8 protein-coding genes and 1 pseudogene are annotated in these 16,737 nt (G+C 59.5%); all 9 read right to left on the minus strand.

Annotated elements, in window-relative coordinates; translation table 11 throughout:
- Positions 1 to 275: 275 nt before the first annotated feature.
- Positions 276 to 767: a very short patch repair endonuclease gene (locus AB1611_17790; GenBank protein MEW6381435.1), complete on the minus strand. Its 492-nt coding sequence runs from the start codon at positions 765 to 767 to the stop codon at positions 276 to 278.
- Positions 768 to 1,544 carry a DISARM system phospholipase D-like protein DrmC gene (gene drmC / locus AB1611_17795; GenBank protein MEW6381436.1) on the minus strand — a complete coding sequence of 259 codons (777 nt, stop codon included), beginning with the start codon at positions 1,542 to 1,544 and terminating at the stop codon, positions 768 to 770. It lies immediately after the preceding gene.
- Complete coding sequence (locus AB1611_17800; GenBank protein ID MEW6381437.1) at positions 1,537 to 3,387, minus strand: DUF1998 domain-containing protein; 1,851 nt, start codon at positions 3,385 to 3,387, stop codon at positions 1,537 to 1,539. Before AB1611_17800 ends, drmC begins: the two co-directional genes overlap by 8 nt.
- Entirely contained in the window at positions 3,384 to 7,247 is a 3,864-nt protein-coding gene (gene drmA / locus AB1611_17805) for a DISARM system helicase DrmA (protein MEW6381438.1), read from the minus strand. Before drmA ends, AB1611_17800 begins: the two co-directional genes overlap by 4 nt.
- Positions 7,248 to 7,296: 49 nt before the next feature.
- Entirely contained in the window at positions 7,297 to 11,295 is a 3,999-nt protein-coding gene (locus AB1611_17810) for a type IIL restriction-modification enzyme MmeI (protein ID MEW6381439.1), read from the minus strand.
- A gap of 95 nt (positions 11,296 to 11,390) precedes the next feature.
- Positions 11,391 to 14,570, minus strand: a complete 3,180-nt coding sequence (gene drmD, locus AB1611_17815) for a DISARM system SNF2-like helicase DrmD (protein ID MEW6381440.1) — start codon at positions 14,568 to 14,570, stop codon at positions 11,391 to 11,393.
- On the minus strand, positions 14,560 to 15,681 hold the full coding sequence (locus AB1611_17820; protein MEW6381441.1) for a DNA cytosine methyltransferase: 1,122 nt from the start codon (positions 15,679 to 15,681) through the stop codon (positions 14,560 to 14,562). Before AB1611_17820 ends, drmD begins: the two co-directional genes overlap by 11 nt.
- 25 nt (positions 15,682 to 15,706) lie before the next feature.
- Positions 15,707 to 15,901, minus strand: a pseudogene (locus tag AB1611_17825) (helix-turn-helix domain-containing protein).
- A 255-nt stretch (positions 15,902 to 16,156) separates the two neighbouring features.
- Positions 16,157 to 16,717, minus strand: a complete 561-nt coding sequence (locus tag AB1611_17830) for a gamma-glutamylcyclotransferase family protein (protein MEW6381442.1) — start codon at positions 16,715 to 16,717, stop codon at positions 16,157 to 16,159.
- Between the last annotated feature and the right edge of the window lie 20 nt (positions 16,718 to 16,737).

The following is a 16,737-nucleotide window of genomic DNA, read 5'->3' on the forward strand; positions in this document are numbered from 1 at the left end:
GCGTCTGTCCAGGCCGGTGGCTGCATCAAAATTAAAAGCCTCGAATGTTTTTAGCAGGGGGAAATGCGCCTCTTTGATTTTTCGCTTGAGGCGATTCTCTCCTCTTACCCGAAGCTCCATCTCGGTTGATGACATAAGTAATTGAATGAGTTCGAGTTTTAAATATAAGACAGGGTTATGACTGTTTCGTAACCTTGACAATTACTCTGTAGGTTGCTATACACTAAAATTGGGATGAATTTGTGACGTAGTTTTTCGCCCTGCGATGGGGAATTTTAATTGTCGTCAATGGGGAAAAATAATTGTCGCTGATCATCCGAATAACCGAGCTCTCCGAATCTCTCTTTGGACAATAGCCATGACCGCACGTGTGCACCCAATTTCTCGAGTTCCTCATCCTTCTTGCCTTTGAGCGCACATTCCCAAACGACCAAGACCCTCCATCCAATGGCCAGGAGGGAATCGTAGTTCTTTCTGTCACGCTTCTGGTTCGCCTCGAATTTCTCGCGCCAGAAGTCCTTTCTGGATGCTGGCTCGGTAGCGAATTTGCACCCCTTGTGGACATGCCAGAAACACCCGTGCACGAACACCACTGATCTGAACCGGGGAAAGACGAGGTCTGGCGATCCAGGCAGCTTTCGGTCATGTAGTCGATATCGTAACCCCAGTCGATGGAGAGCACGGCGAAGACGTATCTCGGGACCCGTGTCGCGCTGCCCGACACTGGCCATGATTCGTGATCTCGTCCGCCTGTCCACCGTATCCATTCAAATCCGTTCCACAGTTTCAGTCGCCACGAGCGCTTCGAGGTGCCTATGGAGCTCGTCCGGCAGGTTTCCACCCCGTACGAGCACTCCCAGTTCCATGTTTCTTTCCATGGCCGCCGCACTCAGGTTCGCGCTGGTGATGAAGGCCAACTTTCCGTCCGAAACCGCGCACTTCGCATGCACAGACCCCGTGGGATCGGAGACGCCTTTTTTCCCGTTTCCGACATGCCAAACGTAAAGATTCGCGGAGGGAACGGCGGTCTTCATCGTCTTGAAGGAATCGACCCTTACCTTTCCGCCACGGTCGGTCGAGGATTCCATAAGGATGTCCACCTGGACCTGACGGCCTGCCGCATCCTGCAGTGCCTTGATTATCGATGACACCTCGTATGCGACGAAGCTCACGACAAACAGCCGGTTGCGTGCGGACTCGATAACCTCGCAGAGCACCTGTTCCGTGTGTCGGACGGGTACCATTCCCGTCGAAGGACCTGTCCACACCATTTCCACGGAACCATGCCGCTCATGGAGCGCCGCGGTGGCCGAAGCCCCGCGCAAGGCCGCGGCCAACTCGCCTGGACGCACCTGGTTGGCTTCACGCCAGGCGGCGTCCAACCGGCCGATCATGGACTTGTCCGCATTGGGACCGAAGACCGTCTTGACCAGTGCGAACTGTTCGACCGATCCCAACGACTCGATTTTCGAAGCGATTGCCGCCACACGATCAGGGTGCAGTTCCAAGCCGAGCTCCGCGACGATCTGCCATAGTTCATTCATTGCCGCCGCCTCCCCCTTGGAAGAAAGAGGCATCGCGGCACTCGAACGTGTTCACGAGCAATGCCCTGTCCAGATAACGATTGCCCCGTTCACATGAGGTCTCTGCAACGAACGTGCAGGCGTGACAGGAAGCCACGTGCAAGGAACGATCGACGCTGGGATTGTGCTCGGAACAAAGCGGATCGGAGGAACAAATGGTCGCACGTTCGAGAGCCTGGACGATGAGGCGTCCCAGGTTCTCCGACTTTCCCAGTTCCACCAACCCACCGAGGGTTCCGTCGGAATCGGCGGCAGCCGTGTAGATGATGACTCCGGCCATGGGTGAATCGGGGTCCGAACTCGCATAGATGCGCTCTCGGATGCTGGCCGCGTTGTATCCACACTCCAGTGCCAACTCCCGAATCAGGAGATGGGCGAACGTGTGGATCATGGCGTAGCGGATACCGGGGTAGCCCTCTTCGGGGTCCTGTCCACGAGCGTTTCTCCACCCTCTGTGTCCCGCCTCCAGTCTTTCGCTGCGACGCTTGACCGAAGGAATATCTTCCCAGCTTCGAACGGCTTCCTCGTCGAATCGAATGAAGATTCCCTCACCGTGCACCTCGCAAGCGGGAATCCAATCGGGACGTGCACGCGACAATGCCGCCATCGGAGGCCGCTCGTCCGGATCGGTGGTCTCTTCCGGTGCCTCGACTCGGGTGTAACCAATCAATGCGTTCACTTCCCTCAATCTTTCCAAGAGCAGAACGCCTGCGATCCTCCCCGTGTACGCGGCGGGCGGGGGCTCCGGTCGACTCATGAATTGCGGCCAATCGGTCGGAGGAGTGGGTGCCGTCAGCACCTCCCATTCGGGAATCTTGAGATCCCCCTCCGTGACGAACGTATCGTCGCCCTTGCCTTCCTGCCGCTCCTGAACGCAGCGCCATACGTCTCCGATGTCGAAACGTTCGATTCCCGGCAGGCTCCCGCTCTTCACCAGAGTCTTGATCACCACTTTCAATTCGTCTGCGGACTCCACGTCCACAAAATATTCCCAACCGTCAAGGACGAGCTGGCTCAATTGATTCCGTTCCAAGGGGATAGCCAATACCGAAAGAGAGACGGGGAACCAACTGTTCGTGGCCCCGAGCAATACCGCTCGTGGAGATTCCTGGCACGATGCATCGAAAGTGTCGAGATGCGGGTGCCTTCCCCTGCAGGCCGGAAGATTCTGTTGGGCTTCCCGGCCGAACGCGTGAACGAGGGATCGGGCGGCGTCGCACGCGTCGCATTTCACCCAGAGGTTCTCCGTCTGGAGCGACGCCCCTCGCTCGAAGAAACGCAGCGTGCCTCTACATTCGGAGGGTCCACCGTGAACGAACCAGTGCCATGGAAAATCGTCGAGATGTCCGTTCCTGCATGCCAGCAGAAAGCGGGCCTGCACCGCATCCGCGTTTTTTCCTTTTTCGCAGTTCGAATGCACGAAATGAGTCTGTTCCGGCCTGTAAGGATACGGCTTGATGTCGAAAAGGCCGGAATCGTATTCCGCCAGCAATCCGCATTTCACGCAGCGCAGCCATCGCGGGAACGGCCTGACCGGCACGCCGATCTTGCCCTCCGCCGACATGGGGCTTGCCCCTTCCTCACGGACGAAAGGGGGAACACGCAGACGCTCGACCTGTGGGCCGAGCACCCGGCGCACGGCCGCGAGCAACCTGGCCTCCTCTACCGGCAGACATCGATTGACGTCCCAGCGATCGAGGCCCATCGTCACGACGGACAGGTTCGGAAGATCGACCAGCGCTCCGGGACCGTATGTCCAGAGCAACTGACTCGGGCGGACTTGCCCCACGAGATAGGTACTCATGCCTCACCTCCGTCGCTTTCCGTGTCTATCGCCCTGGCGCGCCATTGTGGAGGGTCGGAGAGTCTGGCCACGTCCATGACGAGCCGGACACCGGGTTCGACCTCCCTCATCGAAAACGGCACGGTGAATTCGTCCCAGGCCGTCGCACCGGGCTTTTTCAGGAGTGCGGCGACGTCCCCCTGACCGCGCTCGGTCTCGTAACCCAGTCTTCGTCCTGCCTTGATCGCTTCCTTCACCCATCTATCGATGCGATCCGCCACCATCGTGTCGGCACGCAACCGTGCCGCCTTGTCCTTCACTTTCCAGGCACGATCGGAAACCACGGTTCTCACGGTGGAGGCCTCCGGTCTCCCCGAGTTGTCCAGGGTCTGGGCGCCAAGATTCGGATTCAAGGGATCGTTCACGAGGCGCATGACGCTCACCATCGTGCCCGTCAAACCCCTGTCCAGCGCCCGAGGTGCGAAAGGCGTGACGGATTGCGCTTCCACGTGTTTGTAGAAAGTCGCGTGGTAGTGTTCGAAGGTCTCGTAGTGCGACAGGTCACGCGGACGGGACCAAGTCAGTACCGTGCAGACCAGACCCGGAAAGACACGGCCGACACGGCTGGTGGCCTGGATGTATTCCGCCGTGTTTTTGGGCTGCCCGTTGACGACCATCAGCCCGAGCCGACTTACGTCCACCCCGACGGATAGCATGTTCGTGGCGAGGACGATGTCGATGGCGCGAGTTTCGCCTTTGGCCCAGGCCGCCTTGAACTTGACTTCCAGTTGGTCGAGCTTTCTCGGTATCTCCTTGTTCGAAACTCGAGAGGTGAGTTCGTCGACGTTTCGAATGGAGCGCTGGCTCAGCCCCGGTCGAGACACGTCGCTCATCTGGACACGATAGGAACGGGTCTGGACGTCGTCTTCCGCGAGCCGACGCATTCCGCCCAGTTCGCGTAGCGAATTGAAATAGCCCACCAGGGTCATGTACGGATCGGCCGCCTGCCCGAATCGCTCGAACAGGGATCGAGCGGCCGTGAGCAAGGCCACGTATACCCGGATGAGGACGGCGGGACGCGAGCTGCCGGGCGAACAGATGCCCATGTACCGGCGTCCGGGGTTCCTTTCGATCGAACGCTGGACGGAAAAGAAATTGTCCTCCACGTCGATGCCGTGCGGGGGAAAGACCGCCACGCGACGGAGGAAGACGTTGTTGACCTGTTCGTCGGCCTTGCGAACGGTCGCGGTCGAAGCGACGATTTTCGGTCGGACCTTCTTGCCTTCGAACGTCCACGAACAGAGTTCGTCCACGGCCGTTTCGTAAAGACCGACCATGGTGCCCAACGGACCGCCGATGAGGTGGAACTCGTCCTGGACGATCAAATCCGGCGGACGGATCGGCGTCGTCGGTCGAGGTGTGGTCGCCGGGAGAGACCCCTTCTTCCGATGAGTGTCGCTGCAATCGGCTCCGGGCCACAGAAGCCCGTGACGCGGACATTCCGTGTCGGCTCTACCGAACAGCGTTCGCACCTGACCTCTCCAAGCCATCATGGCGAATTTGTCGACCGTGGCGATCAGCATGGAAGGTGGGTGGCGGTATATCTCGTCGTCCACGACGAGCACCGGCAGACCGAGGTCCGGCGACTTGACTTTCCCGAATTCGCAGGTTCCGTATTTGTCGCCGCAGTAGATGAACGTTCGTCCGATGTCTTTGTTCACCTTTATGTCTCGACCGGGCACGATTTCGGAGCCGCACCAAGGACAGAAGGTGAGTTGCGCCGGTGTGGAACCGGTTCCGTACTTTCCGTCCCTTTCCCGCTCGATGGCTTCGTGGCTTTCCTGGGTGGTGTTGGGTGTCACGCGCTGTCCTACCCATAGCCCGATCATGAAAGGCGTGGCTCCCCACTTGGCGGTGTCCGCACGTCGCAGCACCTCCATGGCGCACATCAATGCGGCGGCCCTTTGGAACTGCTGAATGGTGAGCAATCGCAGCGTGTAGCGCATGATCACCGCCAATCCCCGGCTTCCGTCGAGTCCGCCGAGGTTTCCCTGCAATCTGCGTATCGCCATGGTGAAAGCGGCCACGCCGAGGTAGGCCTCGGTCTTCCCGCCGCCGGTCGGGAACCACAGAAGATCGGCGAAGGCCTCCACCGGTTCCGTCCGGTCGCGGTGCACGGGATTCGCCAGGGCGGGAACGGACAACAGGATGAAGGCCAACTGAAACGGCCTCCACGAGCGATTTTCGGGAACGTCGACGCTCCCGAGATCGACGGTTTCTCCCCGCCGCACCATGAGCGAATGGACGCTGTGGACACGTTGCGACGCCATCGAGCGGTTGGCGAAGCGGAACGCTTCGAGCGCAGCGTCGTCCGATTTCAGAACCTCGATCCCCTCTCGGATTCTGGCGAGCGTCGTCTCGCATCTGTCGAGGGCTGCCGTCGCCGAAGAATCGTACCCCTGCACGTCTATTCCTATTCTCGCCCGCCGCTCTCCGATCCATGCGGCGTAGTCGTCCGCCAACGCATCGAGGACGGCGACGAGATCGGCACGTTCCATTTCCGCGAGACGCAGCATGTCGAGAGAACCGTCGGAAACGAGACGTTTCATGACGAGTCTGTCCTCCGGAGCGGTTCCGGGTGTCTCCGTAACCGAAACCTCGTACCGGGGCAAGACGCGGGTCCTGACCTCCACCGCCCGTTCCGGATCGTCGGCCGACGGTGTGGCGTGGACGGAAACTCCGTGTCCGACGGCGAACTCGACCCGCCGCCGGTAGATCATCTCCAGCGATTCGCGTTCCTCGTCCGATCCGATGCCGGACAGCAAAGGTCTCTTTCTGAAGATGGGTCGTCCTGCCGGGTCCCTGACGATCAGTTCGGGCTGGAAAACCCACGCCTGATCCTGGTTTTCGTCGGGCTTGGTCTGACCGTTCACCAGGAAGAGGGTCACCAGCCTGTCGCCGTTCGGCAGCGGATCGCCGACGGTTCCCCGAACGACCACGTCGGGGCAGGCGCTGTCCACGACAATGGGATCGACGATCCTGCGTTCCAACGAAAAGATGGCTGTACCACCGGACGGTATCCGTTTCCAGCAACGGATCGGTTTTCCGTCTTCGGTCGTCCGCTCGCTCTCCGTACGTTCGTACCTTCCCCAACTCGCGCGAACCTCGACGGCCTTCGCCGATCCGTCGACGCAGAAGGTGAAACCCAAAGACGAGGGCACCAACGAGTTGCTGGTCGACGCCTCGGCCTCTCGGTCGTCGCCTTCCGGGTCCGCTGTCGCCGCGTCCGGAAGGTCTTCCACCTGGTCGTCCGCCACTCGGGTGTCCGGCGGAGCGAGCTTGCCGACCAAGTAGCGGTCCCGCACGCTCATCCCTACGATTTCCTCGACGGGTCCGTCGGCGGGTCCGAGCAGGTCGTCTTCGACCGCCCATTGCAGGAGATCCCTGATATAGGCTTGTTCCTGTGCCGTCTTCCCTTCGAAAACTGGAAGCGCCGTGAAGTCGACGCCACAGGCCGTTTTCAGGGCCGACTCGAAGGATGGCCATTCCAGGCGGGAAACCGCCACGGTCGGCGGCTGGATACCGAAATCGCTCAAAGGTCGGGGAGGTTCGACCGGAAGCAGCCCGTCGAGAAGCAGCGTGGTTTCATCGAGGTCGCACCGTACGCGGTAGACGCGTGCGAAGGATACGACATGGGGCGATCCGGATATTTCCTCGACGAGCAGAAGGCCGTCGCCTTCGCGGATGCCTCGGAGGTCGGCAGAAACATGATCGACGGTGATTTTCAAATTGTCGAAGCGGACATCCGGACCTCTACGCACGAGCCATGCCCCGATCTCTCTCATGGCCGGAACTCGCTTCGTCGTCTCGGTCTTCGTCATGCGCGTTCTCTCCCATGGTGAAAACGTGATCTTCGTCTGTTCGGATCGTTCATTTCCTCGTTCCTCCTCTTCGACCTCTCGTCGTCCGACGCCCGTTCATGGTTTCGCCATGCAAACCGCGAACGACTTCTTCTTCGTAGCGCTGGCGGTTCAGCTCCGACAACCGGCGCAACACTTCGAGACGCGCCCGTTCCGAGATAGTGAATCGGACACGGTCGATCTCCGGTAGATACGGCACTTCGTGAAAGCCGTGTTCGAGATCGAGGTCGCCCCAGCCGTAGGCGCGGGCGACGGCCACGTCTATCTCGCACTGCAGGTCGCGCAGTTTCTCAATGCTCACATTGCTCTCCTCAGGATCGTGGAAGCGATTATAAAGTCTGGTCAACCCGATCCAGTCGCAATTCATGATCTCGGTACGGAGCAATTGAACTCCCTGTCCCAATTGTAGCAGGTAAGGACTGTCCACGTCCGATGGGAAAGGAAAGGTCTCGAAGCAGTCGCTGGGAGTAAATCTCATTCCTTGCCCTAATGTCGATGACTGCTTTTTGACCCACACACAAAACAGCGAAGAGCACAAGAGAGCCAAGTATGCATAGCTATCGTAAGCAAAGACGACCAGCTGCTCAGAAAAGACAAAGTGATTTTTCACTAATAATGGTGAGAAGTGCTTGGTGACTCGTGCGGAGACAATTACCGTGGTCATGGGAGTGGCGGTCGGTTCCCACGTGCTCGGATGATAGACAAAAGAGGACCCGCGACCAATGGCATGATAGAGCTCTGGTCGTGGCCTTTCATAGAGCCACCAATTTTCTCGCGCCCATTTACTGTACTTGTTGTTTTCTCTTTCATGCCTTACTCGTGAAGCGACAATTTGGTATGGTTCTTTCCACTGCTCAGCCTTATCTTTCGGCCAGTCCCAAAAACAGATAATCCACCTACTGTGCTGTTGGTTAGGATGTGCATTGAGATCTTCGCCATTCAAGTATGGATAAATCACCTCGTGATTGTCCGGGTTGTTTGCTAATAATTCCATGGCTTCGTTTTCAGTAAGAGTGAAACCAAGTCCCAGAACGTTTGATCCTTGGAAAGATTTGCCTTCGTTGGCCTTCAGCCGCTTCGGGCTCCATTCTTCGCGATCGGAAAGGAAGGCCGAGATGAACGGAGCCGGCCGCCCGAGCAGCGAGCGTTCGCCGCGCCATTCGCCTTTGTGGACATGGACGCGGCTGGTGACGACCGCCGCCTTGCCGGGCCAGGGCTCGTTGGGATAGGCCGCGTGGATGACGGCACCCGCACGGACCATGGCCTCCAACCCAGCCTGGCGCGTGTCGCCCTCGGCGATGGTATTGACCGCAAGCAAACCGAATCCGCCCCCTTCTCGTATCAGGCTCCAAGCCCGCAAGAAGAAGTAAGCGACCAGATCGGCCGAACCGCGACGTCCTCCGGCGACATGATGCACGAGCCAATCCCGATAAGACGATCCGAGGACTCCCGTGATACGCTGACCACCGAGGAAGGGCGGATTGCCTACCAAGGCGTCGAACCCTCCGTTCTGTCGCGAAAACACCTCCGGAAACTCCAGCGGCCAGTGGAACGGTTTTCTCGGGGGCTTGCCCGGTGGCAGATCCACGGACAACGCGGCCCGTGCGATCCTCGAAATCTCTTTTCCAGCTTCCATCTCGCCGCGGAGGAAAGCGTCCGTCTGCAGCGCCAGGAAACCCATAGCGGAATCGACGGCCCGTGCGTTTCCGTCCGCTTGCAGGACCTCGCCGATCATGGCGTCGGCCACGAGTTCGACGGCTTCGAGTTTCTTCCTCGCTTCGGCGTCCAAGCGAGCCATGGTTTCGACATCGCGAACGTCCCGGATCGGGATGGCCCGCAACCGCTTCCTGATCTCCACCGCCTCGGCGACCGCACCGGCCACGTTCTGTCCGAAGATGCGCTGCTGGTTGGAGCCGCCGTCCGGGTTCGGTTCGAGTTTCGTGAGTTGATCCAAACGGTGTATGCCGAGCAGGCTGTCGCCGCAGCGCAAGTTGTGGTCGAGGAATCCGAAGGGGCGCCCTTTCGCGAGAGTGACCAGCCAGATGGAGAGCTTGGCCAGTTCGACGGCGAGGGGATTGATGTCCACGCCATAGAGACACCGTTCGGCGATCAGACGTCTCGCGGCGAGAAGGCGTTCGTCAGGCTCCTTGGGCATCGGATCGGCACCGCCGGCCCGGTCCAGCACCTCGCCGTCTGCGGTGACGAATCCGCCTGCCGCCTCTTCGTTCGCCCAGCTCTCTACCAGACGCTCGGCGAGCCATCGGCACGCCTGCACGAGGAACGCCCCGGACCCCATGGCGGGATCGCAGATCTTGAGATCCAGCAATTCCGTGGGAGGTTTCAGTTTCCACTCCTCTCGCGGTTTGCCCTCGGCCGGCCCGATGTAGACGACCGGTTCCAACGTCGTCTCGACGATGCTTTCGGTGAGCGACTTCGGGGTATAGTGCGTGCCCGTCTCGCGTCGGTCGGCACCCAGGGTGACCATGAAGCCTCCCTCGCGATAGACGATGGGTTCGCCCCATGCGTCGGTTCGAACGAGGTTGGCGAACGGGCGGATGCGTTCCGCGAGCGTCATGTCGCCACCGCATACGGCGAGCAACCGTCCGAAGACGGTCTCGTCCACGGGACGAGCCAACGCGTTTCGTATGGCGGATTCGCTGCGTTCGGTGGTTTCCTTCACCAGGGCGACGAGGGTGTCGTCACCCTCCATGCGCGCCGATTCCAATTCGGAGAGCGGGAGATTCGGGTTCTTCGCCTTTTTGGAACCCGTAAGCCCTATAGTCACGGACGGCATACGGGCGACGGTGTGTTCGAGAAGACCTTCGTAGACATGACCGATCTGCTCTACGTCGAGCGCCCTGTAAGACAACAAGAGAGCCCCTCCGGACCGCTCCAGCGATTGCAACGAATTCAGGAGCAATAGAACCGTCCGATTGTCTATGGGCAACGGTGCGGCGTCGGAATCGCGCCAACTCGTACCCTTGGATCGCCCTTCCAGGAACGGAAAACGATCCGGATCGAACAGCGAACCGCCCAGGGCGGGCATGCGAAGGGACTCGTGGTCGATTCCGCCGTGGACGGCCCTGAAGACCGAAAGAAGGCGTGCCCACGCGTCGTGCCTCCGATCGAGCACCTCGGGACCGTGACGATCCGCTTCCTCGACGAGCCGCCCCCTCAGCGTGGATACGGCATAACACTCGTCGTAAACGGGATCGCCTAAAAGCAGGAGTCCACGTTCTTCGGCACAGAGAACGAACACCAGCCTCATCATGACGGTCAAACCGGCTTCGTAGAGCTCGGCGGGCGAGACGTCCCGTAACAACTCTCCGTTGCGGTCCGCGTCGGCCTTGTCCAGGCACTGGACGAGAACTTCCACCGCACGGCGAACCTGCTCCCCGAGAGTGTCCGTGATCTCCTCGTGATGCTCGAGCGATCTGTCGAGCAACGCTTCCAAGGTCTCGTCCGACGGGCCGAAACAGCGCCTGACGCTCCAGAGGGACTGGAAAACCTTGAGGGTGATCGGCTCCTGGAACCAAAGACGGGCGTACCACGAGACGTAGCTCGACATTCCCCCGACGGGTGCGTTCACCAGCGTCCACCGTTCGCCGTCGGTGACGACTCCCAGTCGAACGGCGTGGGATCGACACAGCGCCACCATCCGCTCGAGGAGCGACGTGGGCCATCTGTCGTCTTTTTGTACCTTTTCGAGGTCGGTCCCCGGTCGTTGGACGGAAAGGAAAAGGCGAGGCTCGCCATTCGATGGCGAAACGACCACCCAATCCGGTGCGAACGTCTCGGTTCGATCCGGGGAGGCCACCAGATACGTTCTGGCCTTCTCGGCATCCGTCGCCAGCGTAGAGGCGTCGTATTCCAGAATTTCCGTGAAAACGAGTCGAACCCACTCGCGATGGAGATCCGGGAGCAGAGGGTCGTTCTCCTCGACCGCATCGGTCCATTCTTCGTATGCCGCACGGAGGCGCTGCCGTTTCGGAGTCTCGACGACGTCCAACCCCTGGGGGAACGCCTCCTCCAGGACGGGCACGGCGAGAAACGGCCCGGACACCTCGACGAGGGAAAGCCACTCCGTATGTCTCGAAGGGTTCGTCATGTCGGTCGTACCTTTCCGGTCGAGAAGCGAGGAACGAGGAAAACGACCGCCACGGGGAACGTTCTGGCAGTGGGGTCGGCATAGCGGCTTTCGATTGCGGCGGCCTCGCTTTTCTTCTCTTCGGGGATACGGGCGAGCCTGGCTTTCAACGCCTCGATATCCCTCTTCAACTGGTTGCGTTCTTCCTCGGGCCAGAGCGTCAATTGCACGAATTGCGGTCCCGAGTCGGCCAGTTCTTTCCGGATGCTTCGCTCCAGGTCGCCGAGGACGGTCATGAGATCGGCGATCTCGCTTTCCTTTCGGCGGTTCAACGTGTTTTCCAGGTACTTCATGCGCTCCCGAGAGCGCGCTTCCACTGCCGCCCGGATCGCTTCCTCGTTTCTTTCGAATCGATCCTTGAGGATCGCGAAGAGATCGTCACCGGGAGAAACCGGTTCCGCCTTTTCGACGAGCGCTTCGAGTTTGCCCACTTGGGCGATCCTTCTGAAAGACTTGTGTTCCAATTCGCCGCCCGAAAGGGTCAATTCTTCATGGAGCCGATGGTGCCCGCCGCCGGTGACGACCAGGCGCGACCATACGGCGACGGCGGGGCGATCGAGTTCCTCGTCGGGAACCGCTCGAACGGTGACCCGATGGAGCGACTTGACGTCGTCCAGTTTCCAGATTTCTTCACGCAGCAGACGGAGGCTCATCTGGACCAGCTTGTGTTCGAGGTGGACCAGAACCACGTCGTCACGTCCCTTCGCCACTTCGTGATCGAAGGTGATGGGGCGTCGTACTCTCGTGTGCGGATGTTCGAGTCCGACGGTCGCCCGTCCCCACGAACCGGGCAACACCGGCACTTCGAACGCCTTGCCATTCGGAACGCCAGACAACGGAACCGATTTCAGCGGCGGCTTCTCGGCGAGTTCGAGGGCGATTTCGACCGCACGGTGCACGTTTTCAGGATCGAGATGAAAATCTCTCTTCGCCTCCACGAGTTTCTCGTGTAGACGTGCGATTCTCTCCTGCAGCTTGCGCTCGGCAGCGACGAACCGACGCGCTTTCGCCGCCTTGGCCTCGGCTGCACCGGTGTCCAAACCGGTCCGTCTTCCGAGCATGGCCTCTTCTATCTGTTTGGCGATGACGGGGCCTACGCTGCCCAGATCCTCCCGGATCGTGTCCACCTTGAGGACCGCCCTCATGAGATACTCGTGATCCCCTTCGATCTCGCCGACCTTCCGGTGTCTGGATATTTCACGAGGATCGAATCCTTGGCTCACCGGGTGCCAGATGAAGACTTCCTTCTGCCTCTGGCCGTGACGGTCGATCCTGCCGTTACGCTGCTCCATGACGTTGGGATTCCAAGGAATTTCGACATGGATCAGGTAGTTGCAATGATTTTGAAGATCGATTCCTTCCGAAGCGGCGTCGGTCGCCAACAGAATCCGAACAGGGGCGACGTCCGGATTCGCCTGAAAGGCCGCTTTGACGGCTTCGCGTTCGTCGGGGCGCATGCTTCCGTGCAGGATGGCGAGACGATCCCCTCCGTACCCGTTGGCCGTGAAAATCTGATGGAGCCAGACATGGGTGGCGCGGTATTCGGTGAAGAGAATGACTCTCTTTTCGTTCCAGTGTCCGCCAGGTTTCAGATAGGTGTCGAGCCAGTGGAGGATGGCCTTGGCCTTCGCGTCCACCCGGTTCTTGTGTTTTTCGGCCCATTCGGTGAGGTAGTCGAGCATTTCACGTTCCGTTTTACCGAGTGGTGGGGTCATCTCGCTCGCCACTTCGACCGCTTCGAGCTGGGCCTCTTCCGCCTTCGCTTCGTCCGAGTACTCCTCCTCGCTTCTAACGATCGCCTTGCGGAGTATTCGATCGTCCAATGCCGTGGCGGTCCGGGGACGACCTCGTAGCATCGTCTCTCTGTGTTTCGCCAAGGTGACGGCGAAAGCCATCGGAGACGAAAACAGTCGTTTTTTCAACAGCATGTGCACGAAGTCGGTCCCGAACTCGTACCGTGTTCCTTTGACGCTGTTGGCTCTCGTGACCGTGAATTCGCGCAGCAAGCGATGGATATCCCGTTCTTCATCCGAATAGGCGATTTTCAGGCACTGGAGCCGTCGGACCGGGAAGACCGGCTGACCGACGGCGTCGACGATGTCGCTTTTCATTCGTCTTACCATGACCCGATGGAGTTGCCTTTCGTCCGGCATCACCGTCCGGGCGAAACGTTGGTCGTCGAGTAGCTCCAGAAGGGAGGTGAACGATTCCTGATATCCGTTGTGAGGTGTCGCGCTCAAAAACAGGCGATGGGAAAAATGAGGAGCCAACATTCGGATCAATCGCGTGCGCTGGCTTTCGAGCGCGTATCTGGTCGCGGCCGCGGGCGCGACGTTGTGAGCCTCGTCCACTACGAGGATGTCGAACTTGCGTGGATAGGTCACGTGCGAGGGAAGAATGTCCTTGAGCAGACGCAGCCCTTCCCCGGATTTCATCCAGTCCATGGAGGAAATGAGTCGTGGGAAAGACGTCCACGGATTGGCGTGAATGCCCCGTTCCCGACGAAGCGTCTTGACGTAGTCGGTATCTACGATACGGAAATCGAGACCGAACTTCTCCTGCATCTCCGTCCGCCATTTGACTTGAAGAGTCGCGGGGCAGACGATCATGACGGATCTCGCTCTATGGCGGACCAGAAGTTCCTGAATCACCAAGCCCGCTTCGATAGTCTTTCCCAAACCGACGTCGTCGGCGATCAACAGATTGACGCGCGCCATATCGATCGCGCGGACGAGGGGATCGAGTTGGTAGTCTTCGATGGTGATCCCGCTTCGGAACGGCGACTGCAGGAAGGACCTGTCCGCGTTGGTCGCGGCCCCCCAGCGAACGGCGTCGAGGAACGCTTCCAGTTTTTCCGTTTCGTCCCAGCCGGTGACTTTCGGCAGTCCCGCTCTTTCCAGCACGCGAGCCCCCGGCTCCAATTCCCACAGAACTTGCAGACTTTCGCCGAGGGAATCTTCGTCGAGGGCGGCCAGAGTGACGAGGTGCTGCTTCCCGTTTCCCGCCGAAGAGAAAGCGGATGCCTCGACGTCACCCACGACCCACTGACGACGTCTGATCTCGACGAGTTGGCCCGGGTCGGGGACGGAACGGCTCCAAACATATCTGTTCGCATCGGATCGTGATTTATCGGGCATTCGCTCTCGCTCCTGCACTGGTTCTCCTTCGATTTTTCATCCACTTATCGACATGGCGGATTATGCTCAGTCCGATCATTTCTCCGAGTCTCGGCGGCACGGCATTGCCGATCAACCTTCCGACCGCTTTTTTGTATATGGGTTGCCCCGGAGGGACGAACACGTAATCTTTCGGGAAGCTCTGCAGAATCGCCCCTTCACGCAACGAGATCGCACGATTTTGATCTGGATGTCCGAAGCGTCCGTTACCGAATCCGAAGAACTGAGTTGTGATCGTGGGAGCCGGCTCGTCCCAGCACATGCGACCGTAGACGCTCGGATAGGTCTTGCCGGTTTTCTTCTTGTGACAGTCGGCGACCAGCGTCTTTTGCCAGTCTCGCCAAGTTCCTCCGGGTTTCGATGCCTCGATCCTCTTCCTGTTCAGGTCCGAAAGGATAGAGGCTTGATGCAATGGATCTGTCTCCTCCATCTCGCCCGCTCGTATTGGCGGTAAGTCGGCGATGTTTTCTCTAACCGTAGTGCGCTCGGCACCGAATTCCCCAGGCGACAGCGAACGAATGGGACCGAGCTTCGAAGCCAGGAGAACGAGCCTCTGGCGGTGCTGGGGTATCCCGTACTCTTCGCAGTTCACGATATCGATGTGGACGTGATATTTGGCGTTTTGGAGGGTCCCGAGAAACTCCTCGAAGACGCCTTGATCCTTAAGTCGTGGAACGTTTTCCATTGTGACGAGTTCGGGAGATATTTCCTCGACGAGCCTCGCGAACTGCAAGAGAAGCCACCACCGTTTGTCGTCCGGGGTCGCCTTCTGATTGTAGGTGGAAAATGTTTGACAGGGAGCGCATCCGGCCAACAGACGGATACCGTTTTTAGGAAATACCCGTTCGAGGTCTTCCGCCTTGAGGTCTTCGACGGATTTCAGAAGAAACTTGGCGGCGTTGTTCGCAGAGAAGGGATACTCGCAGGCAGGATCGATATCGACCCCAAGGCGGACGTCGATGCCCGCTTTCTCGAGTCCGTACGTAAGCCCGCCGGCACCGCAGAATAGGTCCACGGCGTAGACTTTGCGCTTCGCTCGTTTCCCTATCTGTATCCGTTCGATCCGTTCCATGTTCTTCGATACCTGCCTCCTCTGTCCTTTGGTCGTGTGAGGAGGCACCTCCGGCCTTTACCCACTCATCGATTTCGTCTTTTTTGAATTTCCAAAGTCGACCCATCCGGTGAGCGGGCATCCGGTGCTTGTCGATCCATCGGTACACCGTGTCGTTGCTGACACCGAGGTATTTGGATATCTCTTCCACCGACAGCCATCGGTCTTCGATCTCGGTCATTTCTCCTGCTCCCGCGGAATGTTACGGTTCGCGACTCACCGCTCGCCTCGGCCGTTCAAAGAGAGAGGGACGCACCTCTCCTATTCTCCAACGAACTATGATACGCCGATCCTTTCCGATTGTCAACCGCAATTTGCCGCAGAAACCTGGATTTGTCCGTATCGATTGCCCCGGCGATCTCTCGATTTTCCGCCTCACGGAATACATACCGGAATCGATCCCTATCCGGGTCGCAAACCTGCCGTTCGAGAGAAGTTACCCGTTCCGGGGCCATTGTGAGGACCCTAACGGTTGCAGTCCCCTCTCTTTCGAAGGGAAGCCGACGTAGAGCCAGACCGGGAGCTCGGCTCCCCTTGTCCGGACGGGGACCAAGACGCGGCGGTAGAGGCAGGGACCGCCAGGGTGGAACCCCTCCAGCCGGTCGATGGCCGGGAGGCGGCTCTCGGGGTCGTCGAAGGTCAGAAGCTCCCCGTACACGGGGCCCCAGGGCGCGCCCGTGCCCTTTCTCGGAAGCCGGTCGGGGATTGGCTCGGGATTGGACATGCGGGCCGTCACGTGCGCTTGTGTGGCCACGTCGGCGAGCGGATTGGTGGTCCCGACGGCAAGGATATCCTCCTCCGGGACCTCAAGAACCGGGATTCCGGAGGATGTCTCGAAGAGGCGGCCGCGGACCAAGGCGTCCTCCACCGCCAGGACTCCCCGGCAGAAGCGGTCGTGGTTCCAGAAACCGCGCTTCAGTGTGCCGTAGACGAAGAGTCTCGGCATTCCGTTTGTGTTCGGCTTCAAGGGTTCTGTTGGGTTCATTGCCTGGTTCATGGGGTTCATTGGGGTGTCTG

The sequence above is a fragment of the bacterium genome, from assembly GCA_040755755.1.
Classification (GTDB): domain Bacteria; phylum SZUA-182; class SZUA-182; order DTGQ01; family DTGQ01; genus DTGQ01.

What these genes read in the sequence shown, in the direction of transcription:
- AB1611_17790 (MEW6381435.1), bottom strand. Translation starts at nt 767, where the DNA reads ATGGATACGGTGGACAGGCGGACGAGATCACGAATCATGGCCAGTGTC.
- drmC (MEW6381436.1), bottom strand. Translation starts at nt 1,544, where the DNA reads ATGAATGAACTATGGCAGATCGTCGCGGAGCTCGGCTTGGAACTGCAC.
- AB1611_17800 (MEW6381437.1), bottom strand. Translation starts at nt 3,387, where the DNA reads ATGAGTACCTATCTCGTGGGGCAAGTCCGCCCGAGTCAGTTGCTCTGG.
- drmA (MEW6381438.1), bottom strand. Translation starts at nt 7,247, where the DNA reads ATGACGAAGACCGAGACGACGAAGCGAGTTCCGGCCATGAGAGAGATC.
- drmD (MEW6381440.1), bottom strand. Translation starts at nt 14,570, where the DNA reads ATGCCCGATAAATCACGATCCGATGCGAACAGATATGTTTGGAGCCGT.
- AB1611_17820 (MEW6381441.1), bottom strand. Translation starts at nt 15,681, where the DNA reads ATGGAACGGATCGAACGGATACAGATAGGGAAACGAGCGAAGCGCAAA.
- AB1611_17830 (MEW6381442.1), bottom strand. Translation starts at nt 16,717, where the DNA reads ATGAACCAGGCAATGAACCCAACAGAACCCTTGAAGCCGAACACAAAC.